Source organism: Paraclostridium bifermentans, from assembly GCF_019916025.1.
In the GTDB taxonomy this organism is placed as follows: Bacteria; Bacillota; Clostridia; order Peptostreptococcales; family Peptostreptococcaceae; genus Paraclostridium; species Paraclostridium bifermentans.
The window spans coordinates 2,583,876-2,598,972 of the sequence record NZ_CP079737.1; the positions used below are offsets into that span (position 1 = coordinate 2,583,876).

Genomic DNA, 15,097 nt, shown 5'->3' on the forward strand with positions numbered 1-15,097 from the left:
TCAATTCACTCCTAAAAGAAAATTACTTAGCTTGCTTAGAAGCTTCGAACTTTTCCATTACTCCGTTGTTAACTAATAAAGTTTTAACTGTATCAGTTGGTTGTGCTCCACATCCTAACCATTTAACAGCTTTCTCATCGTTTATTTTAACTTGCTTTGGTTGAGATATTGGATTGTAGAATCCTATTTCTTCTATGAACTTTCCATCTCTTGGAGCTCTAGAATCTGCTACTACTATTCTGTAGAAAGGTTTTTTATTTGATCCCATTCTTTTTAATCTTATTTTAACTGCCATATCGACACCTCCGAAAAATTTTTATCTTTTTGTTTTCTATTATTTAAAGAAAGGTAAACCGGCAAAGCCTCCCCTTTTCTTCATGCTTTTTTGAGTTCCTGTAAACATCTTCATCATTTTTTTCATCTCATCAAATTGCTTTATAAGTCTGTTTACATCTTGAACACTAGTACCACTACCTCTTGCTATTCTTTTCTTTCTTGAAGCATTTAGGATACTAGGATTTCTTCTTTCTTCTATTGTCATAGACTGTACGATTGCCTTAGTCCTAACAATTTCTTTATTATTCATATCGATGTCCCCAAGTTGGTCTTTGACTTGACCCATACCAGGAATCATTTCAATTACCTTATTTAAAGGACCCATCTTTTGAATTTGTTCCATTTGTTCTAAGAAATCTTCAAAATCAAGATCTTGCTTTTTAATTTTGCTTTCTAATTCCTTAGCTTTTTCTAAATCTATATTTTCTTGAGCCTTTTCTATTAAGCTTAGGATGTCTCCCATACCTAATATTCTAGATGCCATTCTATCTGGATGGAAAGGCTCTAAGTCATCTAGCTTTTCTCCCATACCTATAAACTTTATAGGCTTTTGTGTTACAGCTCTTATTGAAAGTGCTGCCCCACCTCTAGTATCACCATCAAGCTTAGTTAAAACTACTCCATCAACCCCAAGAGCATCATTAAAGCTTTGTGCAACATTAACTGCATCTTGTCCTGTCATAGAATCTACAACCAATAGTATTTCGTGCGGCTTAACTTCAGATTTTATATTTTGTAACTCTTCCATTAAAGTCTCATCTATATGAAGTCTACCCGCTGTATCTATTATAACTAAATCGTGGTTATTTTTTACTGCATGATTATATCCAGCTTTTGCTATATTTACTGGGCTTTCTTTATCTCCCATGCTAAACACTGGTATATCTAATTTTTCACCTACAACTTGTAATTGCTTTATCGCTGCAGGTCTATATATATCACAAGCCACTAGTAAGGGCTTCTTACCTTGCTTTTTAAAGTATCCTCCAAGCTTACCAGATGTAGTTGTCTTACCTGCACCTTGTAAACCTACCATCATTATAACTGTTGGTGGCTTTGGCGATATCATTATTTTACTTTGAACATCACCCATTAAACTTGTAAGTTCTTCATTAACTATTTTTATAACGTGTTGTGCTGGTGTCAAGCTTTCCATAACATCTTGTCCAACAGCTCTTTCTTGAACTTTCTTAACAAAGTCTTTAACTACTTTAAAGTTAACATCAGCTTCTAATAAAGCTAGCTTAACTTCTCTCATAGCATCTTTAACATCTTTTTCAGTAAGCTTACCTTTAGATTTTAATTTACCTAAAGCGCCCTGTAGTTTATCTGCTAATCCTTCAAATATCATTTTAACATCTCCCTACATAAATCTTCTATATTTTCTACCTTAGGGATTAAATTAGCACAATCTCTATTTTGCAATAAATCTTGTTTAATGTCAACAACTTTATTATATATGTCTTGTGTAATTTTTTCACGTTCTTTTGACTTTTTAACTAAGCCTAATTTTGCTTCATAATCCTTCAAAATTTTTTCAGAACGCTTTAATGTATCATATATTCCTTGTCTTGAAACACTTAGATTTTCACTGATTTCTCCAAGAGAATAATCTTCATTGTAATAAAGTGATACAATTTCTCTTTGCTTATCAGTTAGAAGCATTTTGTATTGTTCAAATAACAACCCAATTTCTACTAATTTTTCTAGATTCATTATTACACTTCCCACTTGCTTTACTGTAAAGGTTAATTCCTTTACACATTGTATTTTATATCATACTAATAAAGTTGTCAACAATTATTTTAAAAAGCTAATTAGTTCCCAAATAACGCATCTATAAATGCTTTTGAATCAAAATCTTGTAAGTCTTCTACTTTCTCTCCAACACCTATAAGTTTCACAGGAACATCAACTTCTGATTTAACAGCTAAAACAACTCCACCTTTTGCTGTTCCATCTAATTTAGTTAAAACTATTCCCGTTATATCAGCTACTTCTTTAAATGTTTTTGCCTGAGATACCGCATTTTGACCTGTTGTAGCATCTACAACTAGTAAAACTTCTTTTTGCGCTTCTGGATATTCTCTATCAACTATTTTGAATACTTTACCTAACTCATTCATTAAGTTAGTTTTATTGTGAAGCCTTCCTGCTGTATCACAAATTAATACATCTGCTTTTCTAGCTTTAGCAGCTTTAACAGCATCAAATATTACAGCTCCTGGATCAGCTCCTTCTTGGTGCTTTATTATATCCACGTTACTTCTATTAGCCCATACTTCTAGTTGTTCTATAGCTGCTGCTCTAAATGTATCACCTGCTGCAAGGAGTACTTTTTTACCTTCTTTAGTGTATCTATTAGCTAGCTTACCTATTGTAGTAGTTTTACCTACCCCATTTACCCCTACCATTAATATTATACTTGGACCAGGCTCTATGTTTAATTTAGAATCTTCTTCGCCTAACATATCGCATATTACAGCTTTTAACTCACCTCTTACAGCTAAAGGATCTGTAATACCTTTAGTTTTTATAGCATCTCTTAGTCCATCTATCATTTCCATAGTAGTGTTTACGCCAACATCTGCTGTTATTAGTATTTCTTCAAGTTCTTCAAGAAGATCTTCATCTATTGTAGTATATGAATTTAAAACAGCATCAATTTTATCTGTTATTCCTTGTTTAGCTTTAGTAAGTCCTTGTTTAAGTCTTGCAAATAAACCTTCTTTTGTAATTTCTTCTTCTACTTCTTCTACTTCTTCTACTTCTTCTACTTCTTCTACTTCTTCTACTTCTTCTACTTCTTCTACTTCTTCTACTTCTTCTACTTCTTCTACTTCTTCTACTTCTTCTACTTCTTCTACTTCTTCTACTTCTTCTACTTCTTCTACTTCTTCTACTTCTTCTAGCGAAGTTTGTTCAATTTCATCTTCATTGTCAATATCTATTATTTCTTCTTTATTTTCTATTATTTCTTCTTTATTATCTGACTCTTCATCTAAATGATGTTTTTCTTCTAATTTAAACTCTGCACCTTCAACTACAGTTTCTTCTTTGTTTTCTTCTTTAGACTCTACTAGTTCTTCTTTTTGCCCTTCTTCATCAGTAGCTGATTCTTCACTAACTTCTTCGATTTGAATATCTTCTTCAACTACAGTTTCTTCTTCTTTTTTCTTTCCAAATTTGAATAACTTCTTAAACATTTTGCCTCCTTATATTATATCTTCAGTTAATTTTTTAGCTTCTTTTAGATCTAGGCTTATTACCTTAGAGATTGCTTTTTCTTGCATTGTAACTCCATATATATAGTCTGCAACCTCCATAGTACCTCTTCTATGAGTTATAGATATAAATTGGGTATCTTTAGATAGTTCTTTTAAAAACTCTCCAAATCTATATATGTTTGCATCATCTAGTGGGGCTTCTATTTCATCTAGTATACAAAACGGAGTTGGCTTAGCTAGTATTATTGAAAATAATATACTTATTGCAGTAAGTGCTTTTTCTCCTCCTGATAAAAGATTTAAATTTTTCATTTTCTTCCCAGGTGGTTGAGCTACTATTTCTATGTCACTTTCTAGAATATTATCTTTATCTACTATTCTAAGTTCTCCATTTCCTCCACCAAATAATTTTTTATAAACAACTTTAAAGTTTTCATTTATTAAAATAAAGTTTTCATTAAACTCTCTTTTCATATTTTCTTCTAGTTCTTTAATAAGTTTATATATAACTTCTATAGATTCTTCTAAATCTTTCTTTTGTTCACTATAAAAATCATATCTTTCTTTTATTTCTTCATATTCTTTTATAGAGTCTATATTTACATTTCCAAGACTTTTTATTTGTCTTTTTAGGTTTTCTAGCTCTTTTTTATCAATAACTACAGATTCATCTTTTAATGCCTTTGCTTCCTCTAGACTTAATTCATATTCTTCTATAAGTTTAGCTATATAATTTTCTTTAGATGATCTTAGTCTTTCTATTTTATTTTCTATCTTAAATAAACTTTCTTTAACTTCTATATACTGTCTATCTATATTTTTAGATTCAGTAGTTATAGAGTCTCTATTTTTCTTAATAGAATCTTTTTGTTCTTTTTGCAGACTTAATTTTTTATTTTCATCTATAATTTGATTCTCTAAGTTTTCTTTTTCTGAAGTTTCAATTTTAATCTGATCTTGAATTTTAACAGTATTAGATTTACTTTCTTCAAGTTGTTCTTTTGTAGTTCTAAGGACATCATTTTGCGATTTTATTTCTTTTTGAATTCTATCTATATCCTTTATTGTAGCTTGGTGAATTTGATTTAATTTAGCATATTCTATATTTAAATCGTCAAATCTGCTTTTATCTACTTCATAACCATCATTTATTTCTTTTAATTTTGAATTTAATGCTTCTATTTCATTTTTATTTAAAATATGCTTTTGTTCTATTTCATTTATATTTTCTTTTAATGACTTAGTTTTTGTTAGTGTATATTCTAAATTTTCACCTAAACTCAACTTCTCATTTTCAAATTTATTTAAACTATTATTTAAATTTAAAACTTCGTCATTTGTACTTTTTATGTTTGCATTAATAACAACTACATTTTTATCACTTTCACGTAATTCATTATTTATTTTTTCGATTTTTGTAAGGTTCGAATCTATAGAGCATCTTAAACTAGTTTTTTCTTTTTCTAATGAATTTAGTTTTTCTTTTTCTTTCTCTATATTCTCTTTAAACTCTTCTATCAATCTTTTTCTTGAAAGTATATTTCCATTAGTTCTTACTGTTCCTCCAGTTAAAGATCCTCCTGGATTTAGAATTTCTCCATCTAAAGTTACAACCTTATATCTATGGTTAGTTTCTCTAGCAAACTTTATAGCTTCATCCATAGTTCCTATAACTATAGTTCTTCCTAAAACATTTTCAATTATATTTTTATACTTTTCATCAAACTTAACTAATTCACTGGCTATACCTATGTATTTAGTACTGCTTTTTATTGCATTTTTATCTATTTTATTAGATTTAATTATATTTAAAGGTAAGAATGTAACTCTTCCTAAATTATTTTTCTTTAAGTAATTTATAGCGTTTTTAGCGCTATTTTCATCTTTAGTTATTATATTTTGCATATAACTTCCAAGGGATGCTTCTAGTGCTTTTTCATATTTTTGACTAGATGATATAACTTGACCTAATGCTCCATATATACCTTCTAAATTTTTATTCTTTAACACTTCTTTTACACCTTTATTAAATCCTTCATAGTGCTTTTCCATATCAGTGTATATATTTAATTTAGAGTTGTATTCATTTATTTTAAGTTTAGAGCCTTGTATATCACTACTTATTTTGTCATATTCTATTTTTAGAGAATTTACCTTTTTATTAATATCTTCAAATTCTTGTTTTAAGTTTTCTATTAAACTTAATTTTTCTTGTTTTTGAGAATTAAATTTTGATATTTCTTCCTTTTTATTACATATATTTTTTTGTATATGCTCTATATCTATATCTATAGTTTTAGTTCTATTTTCTATATTCTCAATATTTGCATTTAAAGTAGATAGTTTATTTGCACTATTTTGTTTAATATCCAGTAAGTTTATTATTTCATCTTTTAAAGTTTCAATAGTCTGACTTACTTTGTTTATACTTTCTTTTTTATCTTTATTCTTTATTTCAACTTCATCTATTTTATTTTCTATATCTTGTAAATTTTTAAAAGCATTATCTTTATTTTCATTTAATTTTTTTAATTCTAAACTATCATCATTTATTTTTTTGTTTATATAGCTAATTTCATTTGTATATCTTTGTATATCACTGTTACAATTTTTTATCTTTTCATTAAGAACGCTAAGTTCTGAATATTTTTTGTTTATTACACCTTTTATAGTGTTTATATATTCAATAGTCTTGTTTATTTTAACATCAATTTCTTCAAGTTCCTCATCACAATCAGTTATAGATTTTTCTAAAGTTTCTTTTTTAGATTTAACCGAAACCATTTGATCTTTCAGCACTTTATCATGATTTAATGTTTCTTCCGCTTGAAACTCTAATTCTTCAATTTCGCTTATATAACTATTTACTTCAATCTTTTTTAACTCTTCTTTTATTTCTAAATATTTTATAGCTTTTTTCTGTTGAGTTTCTAAAGGTTTTAACTGATTCTCTATCTCAACATATATATCTTCTATTCTATTTAAGTTTTCTTTTGTATTCTTTAAGTTTCTTTCCGCTTCTTGTTTTTTATATCTATATTTTGATATTCCACAAGCTTCATCAAATACTTTTCTTCTATTTACAGGGTTATTGCTTAAAATTTCATCAACTTTACCTTGTTCTATTATAGAATATCCATCTTTACCTATTCCTGTATCTAATAGTAATTCTTTTATATCCTTTAATCTACACGACTTATTATTTAAGAAGAACTCACTTTCCCCACTTCTGTAAGCTCTTCTTTTTATAGTAATTTCACTATATTCTATGTGTAATTTTTTATCACTATTATCTATAGTTAATGCTACCTCACAATAGTTCATTGCTTTTTTTGTATCTGTTCCGGCAAATACTACATCTTCTAGCTTATCGCCTCTTAAACTTTTTATACTTTGCTCCCCTAATACCCATCTTACTGCATCTGATATATTACTTTTTCCACTTCCATTTGGACCAACTATAGCTGTTATACCTTCGTTAAAAAGCACATCTGTTTTAGTTGGAAAGGATTTAAATCCTTTAAGTTCTAATCTTTTTAAATACAATACCTTTCTCTCCCTTCAAAATAAAACTAAAGGTTGTATATATCGCTTAATTTCATATATATATCTTTTGTATCAAATTTTATAGTTTTTTCATCATCTAATACAAATTCTAATTCATTTATATCTAAATTTGCTTCCTTAGTTTTTAATAAAACATCGTATTTTTCTTTTATTTCTATTACATTAGATTTTTTATTACCTAATATTCTAGATACATTTCTTTTGTTAACTAAAACTACTAAATTTTTCTTAACCTCATATGTTTTAATTAAGTGTTCAATAAAATCTCCATACATCTTACTTTCAACTAATTCTCTATAAGCTGGATGATATGGACCTGCAAGAACTTCTTTTCCTATTGCTATATCTTCAGTTGCTTGCAATCCAACTCTAATTACATTTATATTATTTATATAAAATAAAACCAAAACTTTTTTTACTATATCTATACTTTTCTCAAGTGTAAATGAATTATATTTACCTTCCTTTAATAGCTTTTCAAGGCCTGTCTCTTTAACTACTAAAGTAGGGTATACTCTTACGCAGTCCGGTTTTAATTCTATAAATTTTTTTGCTGTTTTTATGCATTTTTCTTCTGTGTCTGATGGTAACCCTACCATCATCTGTAATCCTAAATTTATGCCGTAATCCTTTATAAGCTTTGAGCTTTTAAATACATCTTCATCACTATGACCTCTTACACTATCTATTAATACTTTCTCATCTAAGGACTGAACTCCAAGTTCTATAATACTTGTTTTGTATTCTTTTAGCATAGTTAGTATTTCATCATTTATACAATCAGGTCTCGTAGACATCCTTATATCATCTACGATATTTTTATCTACGTATTCCTTAGCTACAGAAAGTAAGCTTCTTTGAACATCCATATCTATAGCAGTAAAACTACCTCCAAAAAATGCAATTTCAATACTTGCATCTTTATCTATTGTAGTTAAATATTCTTCAATTATATTTCTTACATCTTCACTTGTAATATCTGTGCTTACTCCAGTAATTTTCTTTTGATTACAGAAAATACAATCATGAGGGCATCCCCTATGAGGCACAAATATAGGTATAATTCTCTTTTTCATATTAAATCATCCTTCTTAATGCTTGTTTTGCAGCTGATTGTTCTGCCTCTTTTTTGCTCTTACCTTCTCCTCTTCCTAAAACTTCACCGTCTAAAGTAACTTCCATTACAAATCTTTTGTTATGGTCTGGTCCAATTTCTTCTACTAAGTTATATGAAATTATACTTTCACCTTTACTTTGTACAACCTCTTGTAAATGAGTCTTATAGTCTCTGAAGATTCTTCCTTTTATAGAGTCTTGAATTATAGCTTCCATGTGATCTAATATAAATTCTTTTGCATTTTCAATTCCGCCATCTAGGTATATTGCAGCTATTACAGCTTCAAATGCATCGGCTAGTATAGATATACGATCTCTACCTCCCGTAGCTTCTTCTCCTCTTCCTAAAAGAATGTGTCTTCCTAAATTTATTTCTTTAGCAACATCACTTAAAGACTCTTCACAAACTATATTGGCTCTTAATTTTGTTAACTCACCTTCTGGTAAATCTTGTTCTTTTTGGAATAAATAATCACTTATTACTATTCCTAACACTGAATCTCCTAAGAATTCTAATCTTTCATTGAATAAATAAGATTTATTCTCATTAGAGTATGAACTATGTGTTAATGCCTCTAATATAAATTTTTTATTTTTAAATTTATATTTAATAATATCTTCAAATTTTGATATATTAACTAATATACTTGATTTTATTTTCATTTATTTACCTCCATTTAAATATCTATAGACTATAGTGTACTATTTTTCTAAAATTATTGCAAAACATAATATAAACTTTTTTACGCTCAAAACATTTAATATAGACATAGCTAAGTGTCGTAAACTATCCATATTTTTTTGATAAGTGTCATTTAATTAGGCATAAAAAAGCCTATGAATCTTATATAACTTCATAGGCTCTATAAATTCTTTACTATATAGTTTTATTTTTCATCATGGCAATCGCAATCACATATGCATTCATCTGAGCATTCACACTCATCTTCTGCAGATAATATAACTGCTTGACAATTAGGGCATACTATATCTATGTCTTCATTATATAGTAGGTCTTCATCTATCTCTACAAAATCATTACAATTAGGGCATTCCATTTCTATGTAGTTATATTCTTCGTCATCATCATCTTCATCGTCTTCATCTTCTTCTTCGTATATATCATCTTCTATATCTGATAAATCTTCGTCTATAGATTCTACATAATCTATAAGTTCTATTTGTTCTTCTTCTAATTCTACTATTGCATCTGCAAAACTTTCTAAAACATCTACTATTTTATTTATTATTTTGCCTTCTTTTGTTTCTTCACTTATTTCTAATCCCTCTGCAAGACCTTTTAAGTACGCAACTTCTTCATATAAATATTTCATTAAAACCCCTCACTTTCCTTATTTTTTTGTATAAATTTAAAAGCCCATATATCTATTATTAGATATATAAGCTTTTATATTCATAAATTATTAAACTCTTGATAAATATTCTCCAGTTCTTGTATCTATCTTTATTCTATCTCCTGTATTTATGAATAAAGGTACTTGAACTACTGCCCCAGTCTCAACTGTAGCTGACTTAGTAACGTTACTTGCAGTATCTCCTTTGATTCCTGGCTCTGTTTCAACTATTTCAAGTTCTGCAAAGTTTGGAGCTTCTACTTGGAATGGTTGCCCTTGGTAGAATCTTATTGTTGCAGTTTCATTTTCTTTTAAGAATTTGATTGCATCTTCAACTTTTTCATAGTCTAGTGGTATTTGCTCGAAAGTTTCGTTATCCATAAAGTAGTATAACTCACCATCGTTGTATAGATATTGCATTTGTCTAGTGTCTATATGAGCTTTAGGGAACTTGTCACTTGGGTTAAAAGCTTCTTCTCTTATTGCTCCTGTTTTTAAGTTTCTGTACTTAGTTCTGACAAACGCAGCACCTTTTCCTGGCTTAACATGTTGGAAATCAACTATTAAACATGGTTGACCATCCTTCTCAAACGTTACACCTTTTCTAAAATCACCTGCTGTTACCATATGTGTCCCTCCATAATTATACTTAAAATTCTAATTCTATTAATTCCTTTGGTGATGAATTTAATACTTCACATCCATCTTCTGTTATTATAAGTAGATCTTCAATTCTTACACCACCAAAATCTTCTATGTATATACCTGGCTCATCACTTATAACCATATTAGGCTTTAATAACTTTTCTCCCAATGTATTAACATTTGGAAGTTCATGTACATCAAGGCCTATTCCGTGTCCTAAGCCATGACCAAATTTATCACCATATCCTTTTTCAATTATATATTGTCTTGCGATATTGTCAAGTTCTATTCCACTCATGTTAGCTTTCGCAGCTTCTATAACCTTTAATTGAGCTTCTAATACTATATTGTATATTTCCTTTTGCTTTTCATTAGCTTTTCCTACAACTATAGTTCTTGTCATATCTGAGCAATATCCATTATATACACATCCAAAATCTATTGTTACGAAATCGCCTAACTCTATAACTTTATCGCTAGCTACTCCATGAGGCATAGATGATCTTTTTCCTGATGCTACTATAAAATCAAATGATACTCCAGTTGCACCTTGTTTTCTCATAAAAAACTCAAGCTCTAAAGCTACGTCACTTTCCTTCATTCCTGGCTTAATAAATCCTAATATATATTTAAATCCATTATCTGCAATTTTAGATGCTTGTCTTATAACCTCTAATTCTTTTTCATCCTTTATAGCTCTTAAATCTAGCATTAATCCTTTTAATGGAATCATTTCTGTACTAGATAAAGCGTCTTTATAATTTGAATATGTTGAAAAACTCATTTTATCATCTTCAAATCCTAGTCTTTTCATATCCATTTCTTTCAAGAAATTTGTGATCGGGTTTGTTCTAGATATTTCAACTATTTCAAAATCCTCTGTTTGATTTTTAGCTTGTTGTGTATATCTAAAGTCTGTAAATAATATGTTTTTTTCTTTAGTTATTATTATAGAACCAGCAGTTCCTGTAAATCCAGATATGTATCTTTTATTTTTAGACTCTTCAATTAAAATTGCATCTAAGTTTAATCTTTCCATCTCTGCTCTTAATTTCAAAACTCTATTTTTCACCTATACCCACCTCACAGTTTATTATTGCATTTACCCCTAAAATATATCCATAAAATCCAAATCCTGTAATTTGTCCTATGCACGCACTAGCTGTTACGCTTTTTTGTCTAAATTCTTCTCTTTTGTGCACATTTGATATATGTACTTCTACTACTTTAGTACTAATAGATTTTATGGCATCTGCTATAGCATAGCTATAATGTGTAAACGCTCCAGGATTTATAATAATTCCATCAAAATTACAATTAGCCTCATGCAATTTATCTATTATACATCCTTCATGATTACTTTGAAAAAATTCAAAATCAATAGTATCTTTAAATGTTTGTTTTATGCTATATTCTAAATCTTCTAATGTATTTTTCCCATATACATCAGGTTCTCTTTTTCCTAACATATTTAAATTAGGACCATTAATTATCAATATTTTTATAGCATCCACCAACCTTTTGATAAAAACTCGTTTATACTCTATATAATAACATATTTTGTTAAATATAAACAAGTATCTCCCTAACTACTTGGGCTATATTTTTATCATCAATATTTATTTTGATATCTGAACATTTTCTATATTTTTCATATCTGTGATTTAATAGTTCTTGGATATAGTTTTTCAAATCATTTATATTTTTTAGTTTTGGTCTTTTGTCTATTTCATTTTCTAGATTATTAGATATAGTATTAACATTTCCATCTAACCATATTACGTTTTTTATATTTTTTAAAATCTCAGCATTACTTTCATTTTCTACAACTCCACCACCAGTAGATATTATAGTATTTTCTAAACAAGATATTTCTTTGAGTAACTCTGATTCTTTCTCTCTAAAATATACTTCTCCATGTTCTTTGAAAATTTGGTTTATTGTTTTCTTTTCTTTTTTTTCAAGCTCTAAATCCATATCTAAAAAATCCATATCTTTAATTCTAGCTAATTCCTTTCCAACTGTCGTCTTTCCAGTCCCCATAAATCCAATTAAGATTATATTTTTCATACAAGTTCTCCTATATCATCATTGTATATTGAAAATTCAATGCAATGTTTTTGTTTATTCTTAGATAGTTCTAATTTTATATTAACAATTCTACCATCTTTTTCTTTAGATATGTATATGTCATCTATATAATCTCCTACTTCATATCCTGATTTGTATCCCATTCTCTTTATAAAAAGCTTCTTAGTTTTTTTATTTAAAAATAGTTCATCACAGTCATTGCATTCAAAATTTGTTTTGGATTTATAGTAAATAGATTTTACTTTTGTAAGTTCAAACTCCTTACCAGTTAAAATCTGACTATTTTCTGTTTTTACATTAGTTATTTCTATATCTCCACTTAGCTCTTTTTCCATATGCTTTTGAATTTCTAAACCCTGCTGTTGTATTTCTATACTACTATAAATTCTTTTGTACATATTCATTGAAGTAAATAATAAACTGTACAGTATAATTAATACGATACTAGTTATTAACATAGATATTGAAATTTCTAATACAAGATAACCCTCTCTACGTTTCATATATATCCTCTTTTAATAAAACTCTTCCGCTAAATGGAATTATAGTTATTTTTATTTTTCTATCTTTTGAATCAATTATTATAGTTTCTCCTTTTGAACTAAGTGTCCCATCTGATTTGAATTTTATTGTTGATGATGGATATGATAAACTCGAATTTTTAGGCAGGTATACCATTTTTACTATGTCGGTGTTTTCTTTTATTACATATCTAGGATTATCTTGTGTACTAATATTTTCTAGAAAAACACTAAGATTTCCATTTGAATTCATACTTCTAACATATCTTATATCTCCTACTAGCTGTCTTGCAAAAGAATCAATTTCATATTTTTGTGATTTTTCTTTTGGAAAACTTATCATTAATATAGTCATAATTATTCCTATACCTATTACAACTTCAACTAAAGTCACATTCCTTCTCTTTTCATTTTTCTAAGTCTCCTTATAATTGTATTTGAATACTCTCTTTTCATTTTCTTCGGTTGATTTAATATTTATTTTTACTGAGCATATAGCAGTTTTTTTAAAGTTCCTATCTTCTTTTTTTGATTCTATATCTAATTTTATATAACCACCATCTAGGTAAATGTCATTATTTACAACTCTTATTTTTAATTGATTATCTCCCATAGATTCTATAGATTTTATTATATTTATTTTGTTATTTCCTAAAAAGTGATTTTTAAAATTGCATTCTAAATCATTCTCTTCTATATTATTTTCAATTAAATTATTAACTTCTTCTACAATTTTGCTACATCCTAAATTTATGCCTCCTTTTACCTCATATTCCATCTTCACTGACTTTTCCTTTGTAGAAACTATATCATTATTTGTTTTAACCAGTTCTATACATCCTAAGCATATGCAACTTAATATAAAGCAACATAATAATGTTACTATAATCACTGATCCATTTCTTTTTTTCATGTTCTCACCACATAACTATCTATAATCATTTCTTTCTCTTCACAACTAACACAAACAGAAACACGATAACAATTAAAGTAATCTCTTTCTTTTATCACTTCTGATTTTACATTGTATCCTTCAATATTTTTGCTAGTCCTTTTAAATAAATTTTCTTCTTTATTGTTTTGAATTACATCCTCTATGCTACACATTTCTTTTTTTGCCAAATTTATCATTTTACTTGTATTGTATGATTTTTCCAAATAAAAAACACTAGTTGAAAATATGCTTACAACTAGTGATGCCATTATTCCTATTAAGCTTAAAGATACAATGTTCTCTAAAATTAAATATCCGTTCCTCTTATGTTTATAGTTATACATTTTTTAGTATATCCTTTAACTTTTCATGCTCATTTGCATAAATACCGGTCCATATATTAAATCCTTCTACAGCTTGATTTATAAGCATATCTATTCCATATACAATATCAAATTTATTTTTTTTAGCCCAAGAAATAAATTTAGTTTCATGAGGATTATAAACAATGTCACATACAAGTATATCTTTATTAAGTAAATTGATGCTTTCATCTATTGGACAACTATCTTTATCTTTATCCATTCCAATAGGAGTAGTATTAATTATTATATTTATATTTTCTAAATCATCTTTAGTTATTTCATCTGTTGAACATTTTGAGTTTATACCAAAACTATCAATTAAAACATCAGATATTTCTTTAGCATTTTTTATAGTCCTATTTCTTAAATTTATTTCTTTAGCTCCATTTGATGCCATTTCTATAGCTATACTTCTAGCAGCTCCTCCCGCTCCTATTATTAAAACTTTTTTATTGTAAATATCATAGCCCTTGTCTGTTATTGATTTTACAAACCCAACACCATCAGTATTGTATCCAATTAACTTTCCGCCTTCATTTTTTACAGTATTTACAGCTCCAATCAATAGAGCATTCTTATCTACTGCATCTAAATGTTTAATTATTTCCACTTTATGAGGAATAGTTACATTGCATCCTTTAATACCTAAAGCTTTAATTCCTTTTATAGCATTTTCCAATTCATCACTTTTAACATTAAAGCACATGTATTTCATATTCAGATTATTTTTTTTTATTAAATAGTTATGTATATTAGGTGAAAAACTATGTTCAACAGGACTTCCTATTAAACATAATAAATTAGTCTTTGCATTTATATCCATAATTACCTCCTGTTAGCCTTTATTTCCATTTATTATATATATTATACAGCTTTGATTGTTCTTTTTTAAACTCAAAATAGGATATCTCAAATTAAAATTTGAGATATCCTATTTTAG

The 15,097-nt window shown here is 27.9% G+C and carries 17 protein-coding genes; all 17 read right to left on the minus strand.

The genetic code is table 11. From position 1 onward, the window contains the following. Positions 1-22: 22 nt before the first annotated feature. A complete protein-coding gene (gene rpsP / locus KXZ80_RS12445) occupies positions 23-295 on the minus strand; it encodes a 30S ribosomal protein S16 (protein WP_021429667.1) in 273 nt (90 codons plus the stop codon). A 39-nt stretch (positions 296-334) separates the two neighbouring features. Continuing rightward, positions 335-1,687 (minus strand): signal recognition particle protein, encoded by a 1,353-nt coding sequence (gene ffh / locus KXZ80_RS12450; RefSeq protein WP_021429709.1) that lies wholly within the window; start codon positions 1,685-1,687, stop codon positions 335-337. Continuing rightward, a complete protein-coding gene (gene ylxM, locus KXZ80_RS12455; RefSeq protein ID WP_021429599.1) occupies positions 1,684-2,052 on the minus strand; it encodes a YlxM family DNA-binding protein in 369 nt (122 codons plus the stop codon). Before ylxM ends, ffh begins: the two co-directional genes overlap by 4 nt. A gap of 101 nt (positions 2,053-2,153) precedes the next feature. Beyond that, positions 2,154-3,542, minus strand: a complete 1,389-nt coding sequence (gene ftsY, locus KXZ80_RS12460; RefSeq protein ID WP_223132721.1) for a signal recognition particle-docking protein FtsY — start codon at positions 3,540-3,542, stop codon at positions 2,154-2,156. 9 nt (positions 3,543-3,551) lie between these two features. Next, on the minus strand, positions 3,552-7,109 hold the full coding sequence (smc, locus tag KXZ80_RS12465; protein ID WP_021433787.1) for a chromosome segregation protein SMC: 3,558 nt from the start codon (positions 7,107-7,109) through the stop codon (positions 3,552-3,554). A 26-nt stretch (positions 7,110-7,135) separates the two neighbouring features. Then, a complete protein-coding gene (locus tag KXZ80_RS12470; RefSeq protein WP_021433788.1) occupies positions 7,136-8,206 on the minus strand; it encodes an elongator complex protein 3 in 1,071 nt (356 codons plus the stop codon). Position 8,207: 1 nt separating this feature from the next. Then, positions 8,208-8,909, minus strand: a complete 702-nt coding sequence (gene rnc / locus KXZ80_RS12475) for a ribonuclease III (protein ID WP_021433789.1) — start codon at positions 8,907-8,909, stop codon at positions 8,208-8,210. 224 nt (positions 8,910-9,133) lie between these two features. Continuing rightward, positions 9,134-9,580 carry a CD1247 N-terminal domain-containing protein gene (locus KXZ80_RS12480; RefSeq protein WP_021433790.1) on the minus strand — a complete coding sequence of 149 codons (447 nt, stop codon included), beginning with the start codon at positions 9,578-9,580 and terminating at the stop codon, positions 9,134-9,136. A gap of 90 nt (positions 9,581-9,670) precedes the next feature. Next, a complete protein-coding gene (gene efp, locus KXZ80_RS12485) occupies positions 9,671-10,228 on the minus strand; it encodes an elongation factor P (RefSeq protein WP_021429540.1) in 558 nt (185 codons plus the stop codon). A 22-nt stretch (positions 10,229-10,250) separates the two neighbouring features. After that, positions 10,251-11,318, minus strand: coding sequence for a M24 family metallopeptidase (locus KXZ80_RS12490; protein ID WP_021433791.1), 1,068 nt, complete (start codon positions 11,316-11,318; stop codon positions 10,251-10,253). Beyond that, the gene (gene aroQ, locus KXZ80_RS12495; protein WP_332840796.1) at positions 11,308-11,760 is read right to left on the minus strand and encodes a type II 3-dehydroquinate dehydratase; all 453 of its coding nucleotides are present in this window, start codon (positions 11,758-11,760) and stop codon (positions 11,308-11,310) included. The genes KXZ80_RS12490 and aroQ overlap by 11 nt, the downstream gene beginning before the upstream one ends. Before the next feature lie 49 nt (positions 11,761-11,809). After that, positions 11,810-12,316 (minus strand): shikimate kinase, encoded by a 507-nt coding sequence (locus KXZ80_RS12500; RefSeq protein WP_021433792.1) that lies wholly within the window; start codon positions 12,314-12,316, stop codon positions 11,810-11,812. Beyond that, a complete protein-coding gene (locus tag KXZ80_RS12505) occupies positions 12,313-12,840 on the minus strand; it encodes a hypothetical protein (protein WP_021433793.1) in 528 nt (175 codons plus the stop codon). Before KXZ80_RS12505 ends, KXZ80_RS12500 begins: the two co-directional genes overlap by 4 nt. Further along, positions 12,830-13,252 carry a hypothetical protein gene (locus KXZ80_RS12510; RefSeq protein WP_021433794.1) on the minus strand — a complete coding sequence of 141 codons (423 nt, stop codon included), beginning with the start codon at positions 13,250-13,252 and terminating at the stop codon, positions 12,830-12,832. Before KXZ80_RS12510 ends, KXZ80_RS12505 begins: the two co-directional genes overlap by 11 nt. A 21-nt stretch (positions 13,253-13,273) precedes the next feature. Next, a complete protein-coding gene (locus KXZ80_RS12515) occupies positions 13,274-13,771 on the minus strand; it encodes a hypothetical protein (RefSeq protein ID WP_021433795.1) in 498 nt (165 codons plus the stop codon). Next, positions 13,768-14,136, minus strand: a complete 369-nt coding sequence (locus KXZ80_RS12520; protein ID WP_021433796.1) for a type II secretion system protein — start codon at positions 14,134-14,136, stop codon at positions 13,768-13,770. Before KXZ80_RS12520 ends, KXZ80_RS12515 begins: the two co-directional genes overlap by 4 nt. After that, the gene (gene aroE / locus KXZ80_RS12525) at positions 14,129-14,980 is read right to left on the minus strand and encodes a shikimate dehydrogenase (protein ID WP_021433797.1); all 852 of its coding nucleotides are present in this window, start codon (positions 14,978-14,980) and stop codon (positions 14,129-14,131) included. Before aroE ends, KXZ80_RS12520 begins: the two co-directional genes overlap by 8 nt. Positions 14,981-15,097: the final 117 nt, after the last annotated feature.

Bases quoted from the DNA above. Each gene is read 5' to 3' on its own strand.
- rpsP (WP_021429667.1), bottom strand. From the start codon at position 295: ATGGCAGTTAAAATAAGATTAAAAAGAATGGGATCAAATAAAAAACCT.
- ffh (WP_021429709.1), bottom strand. From the start codon at position 1,687: ATGATATTTGAAGGATTAGCAGATAAACTACAGGGCGCTTTAGGTAAA.
- ylxM (WP_021429599.1), bottom strand. From the start codon at position 2,052: ATGAATCTAGAAAAATTAGTAGAAATTGGGTTGTTATTTGAACAATAC.
- ftsY (WP_223132721.1), bottom strand. From the start codon at position 3,542: ATGTTTAAGAAGTTATTCAAATTTGGAAAGAAAAAAGAAGAAGAAACT.
- KXZ80_RS12470 (WP_021433788.1), bottom strand. From the start codon at position 8,206: ATGAAAAAGAGAATTATACCTATATTTGTGCCTCATAGGGGATGCCCT.
- rnc (WP_021433789.1), bottom strand. From the start codon at position 8,909: ATGAAAATAAAATCAAGTATATTAGTTAATATATCAAAATTTGAAGAT.
- KXZ80_RS12480 (WP_021433790.1), bottom strand. From the start codon at position 9,580: ATGAAATATTTATATGAAGAAGTTGCGTACTTAAAAGGTCTTGCAGAG.
- efp (WP_021429540.1), bottom strand. From the start codon at position 10,228: ATGGTAACAGCAGGTGATTTTAGAAAAGGTGTAACGTTTGAGAAGGAT.
- KXZ80_RS12500 (WP_021433792.1), bottom strand. From the start codon at position 12,316: ATGAAAAATATAATCTTAATTGGATTTATGGGGACTGGAAAGACGACA.
- KXZ80_RS12505 (WP_021433793.1), bottom strand. From the start codon at position 12,840: ATGAAACGTAGAGAGGGTTATCTTGTATTAGAAATTTCAATATCTATG.
- KXZ80_RS12515 (WP_021433795.1), bottom strand. From the start codon at position 13,771: ATGAAAAAAAGAAATGGATCAGTGATTATAGTAACATTATTATGTTGC.
- KXZ80_RS12520 (WP_021433796.1), bottom strand. From the start codon at position 14,136: ATGTATAACTATAAACATAAGAGGAACGGATATTTAATTTTAGAGAAC.
- aroE (WP_021433797.1), bottom strand. From the start codon at position 14,980: ATGGATATAAATGCAAAGACTAATTTATTATGTTTAATAGGAAGTCCT.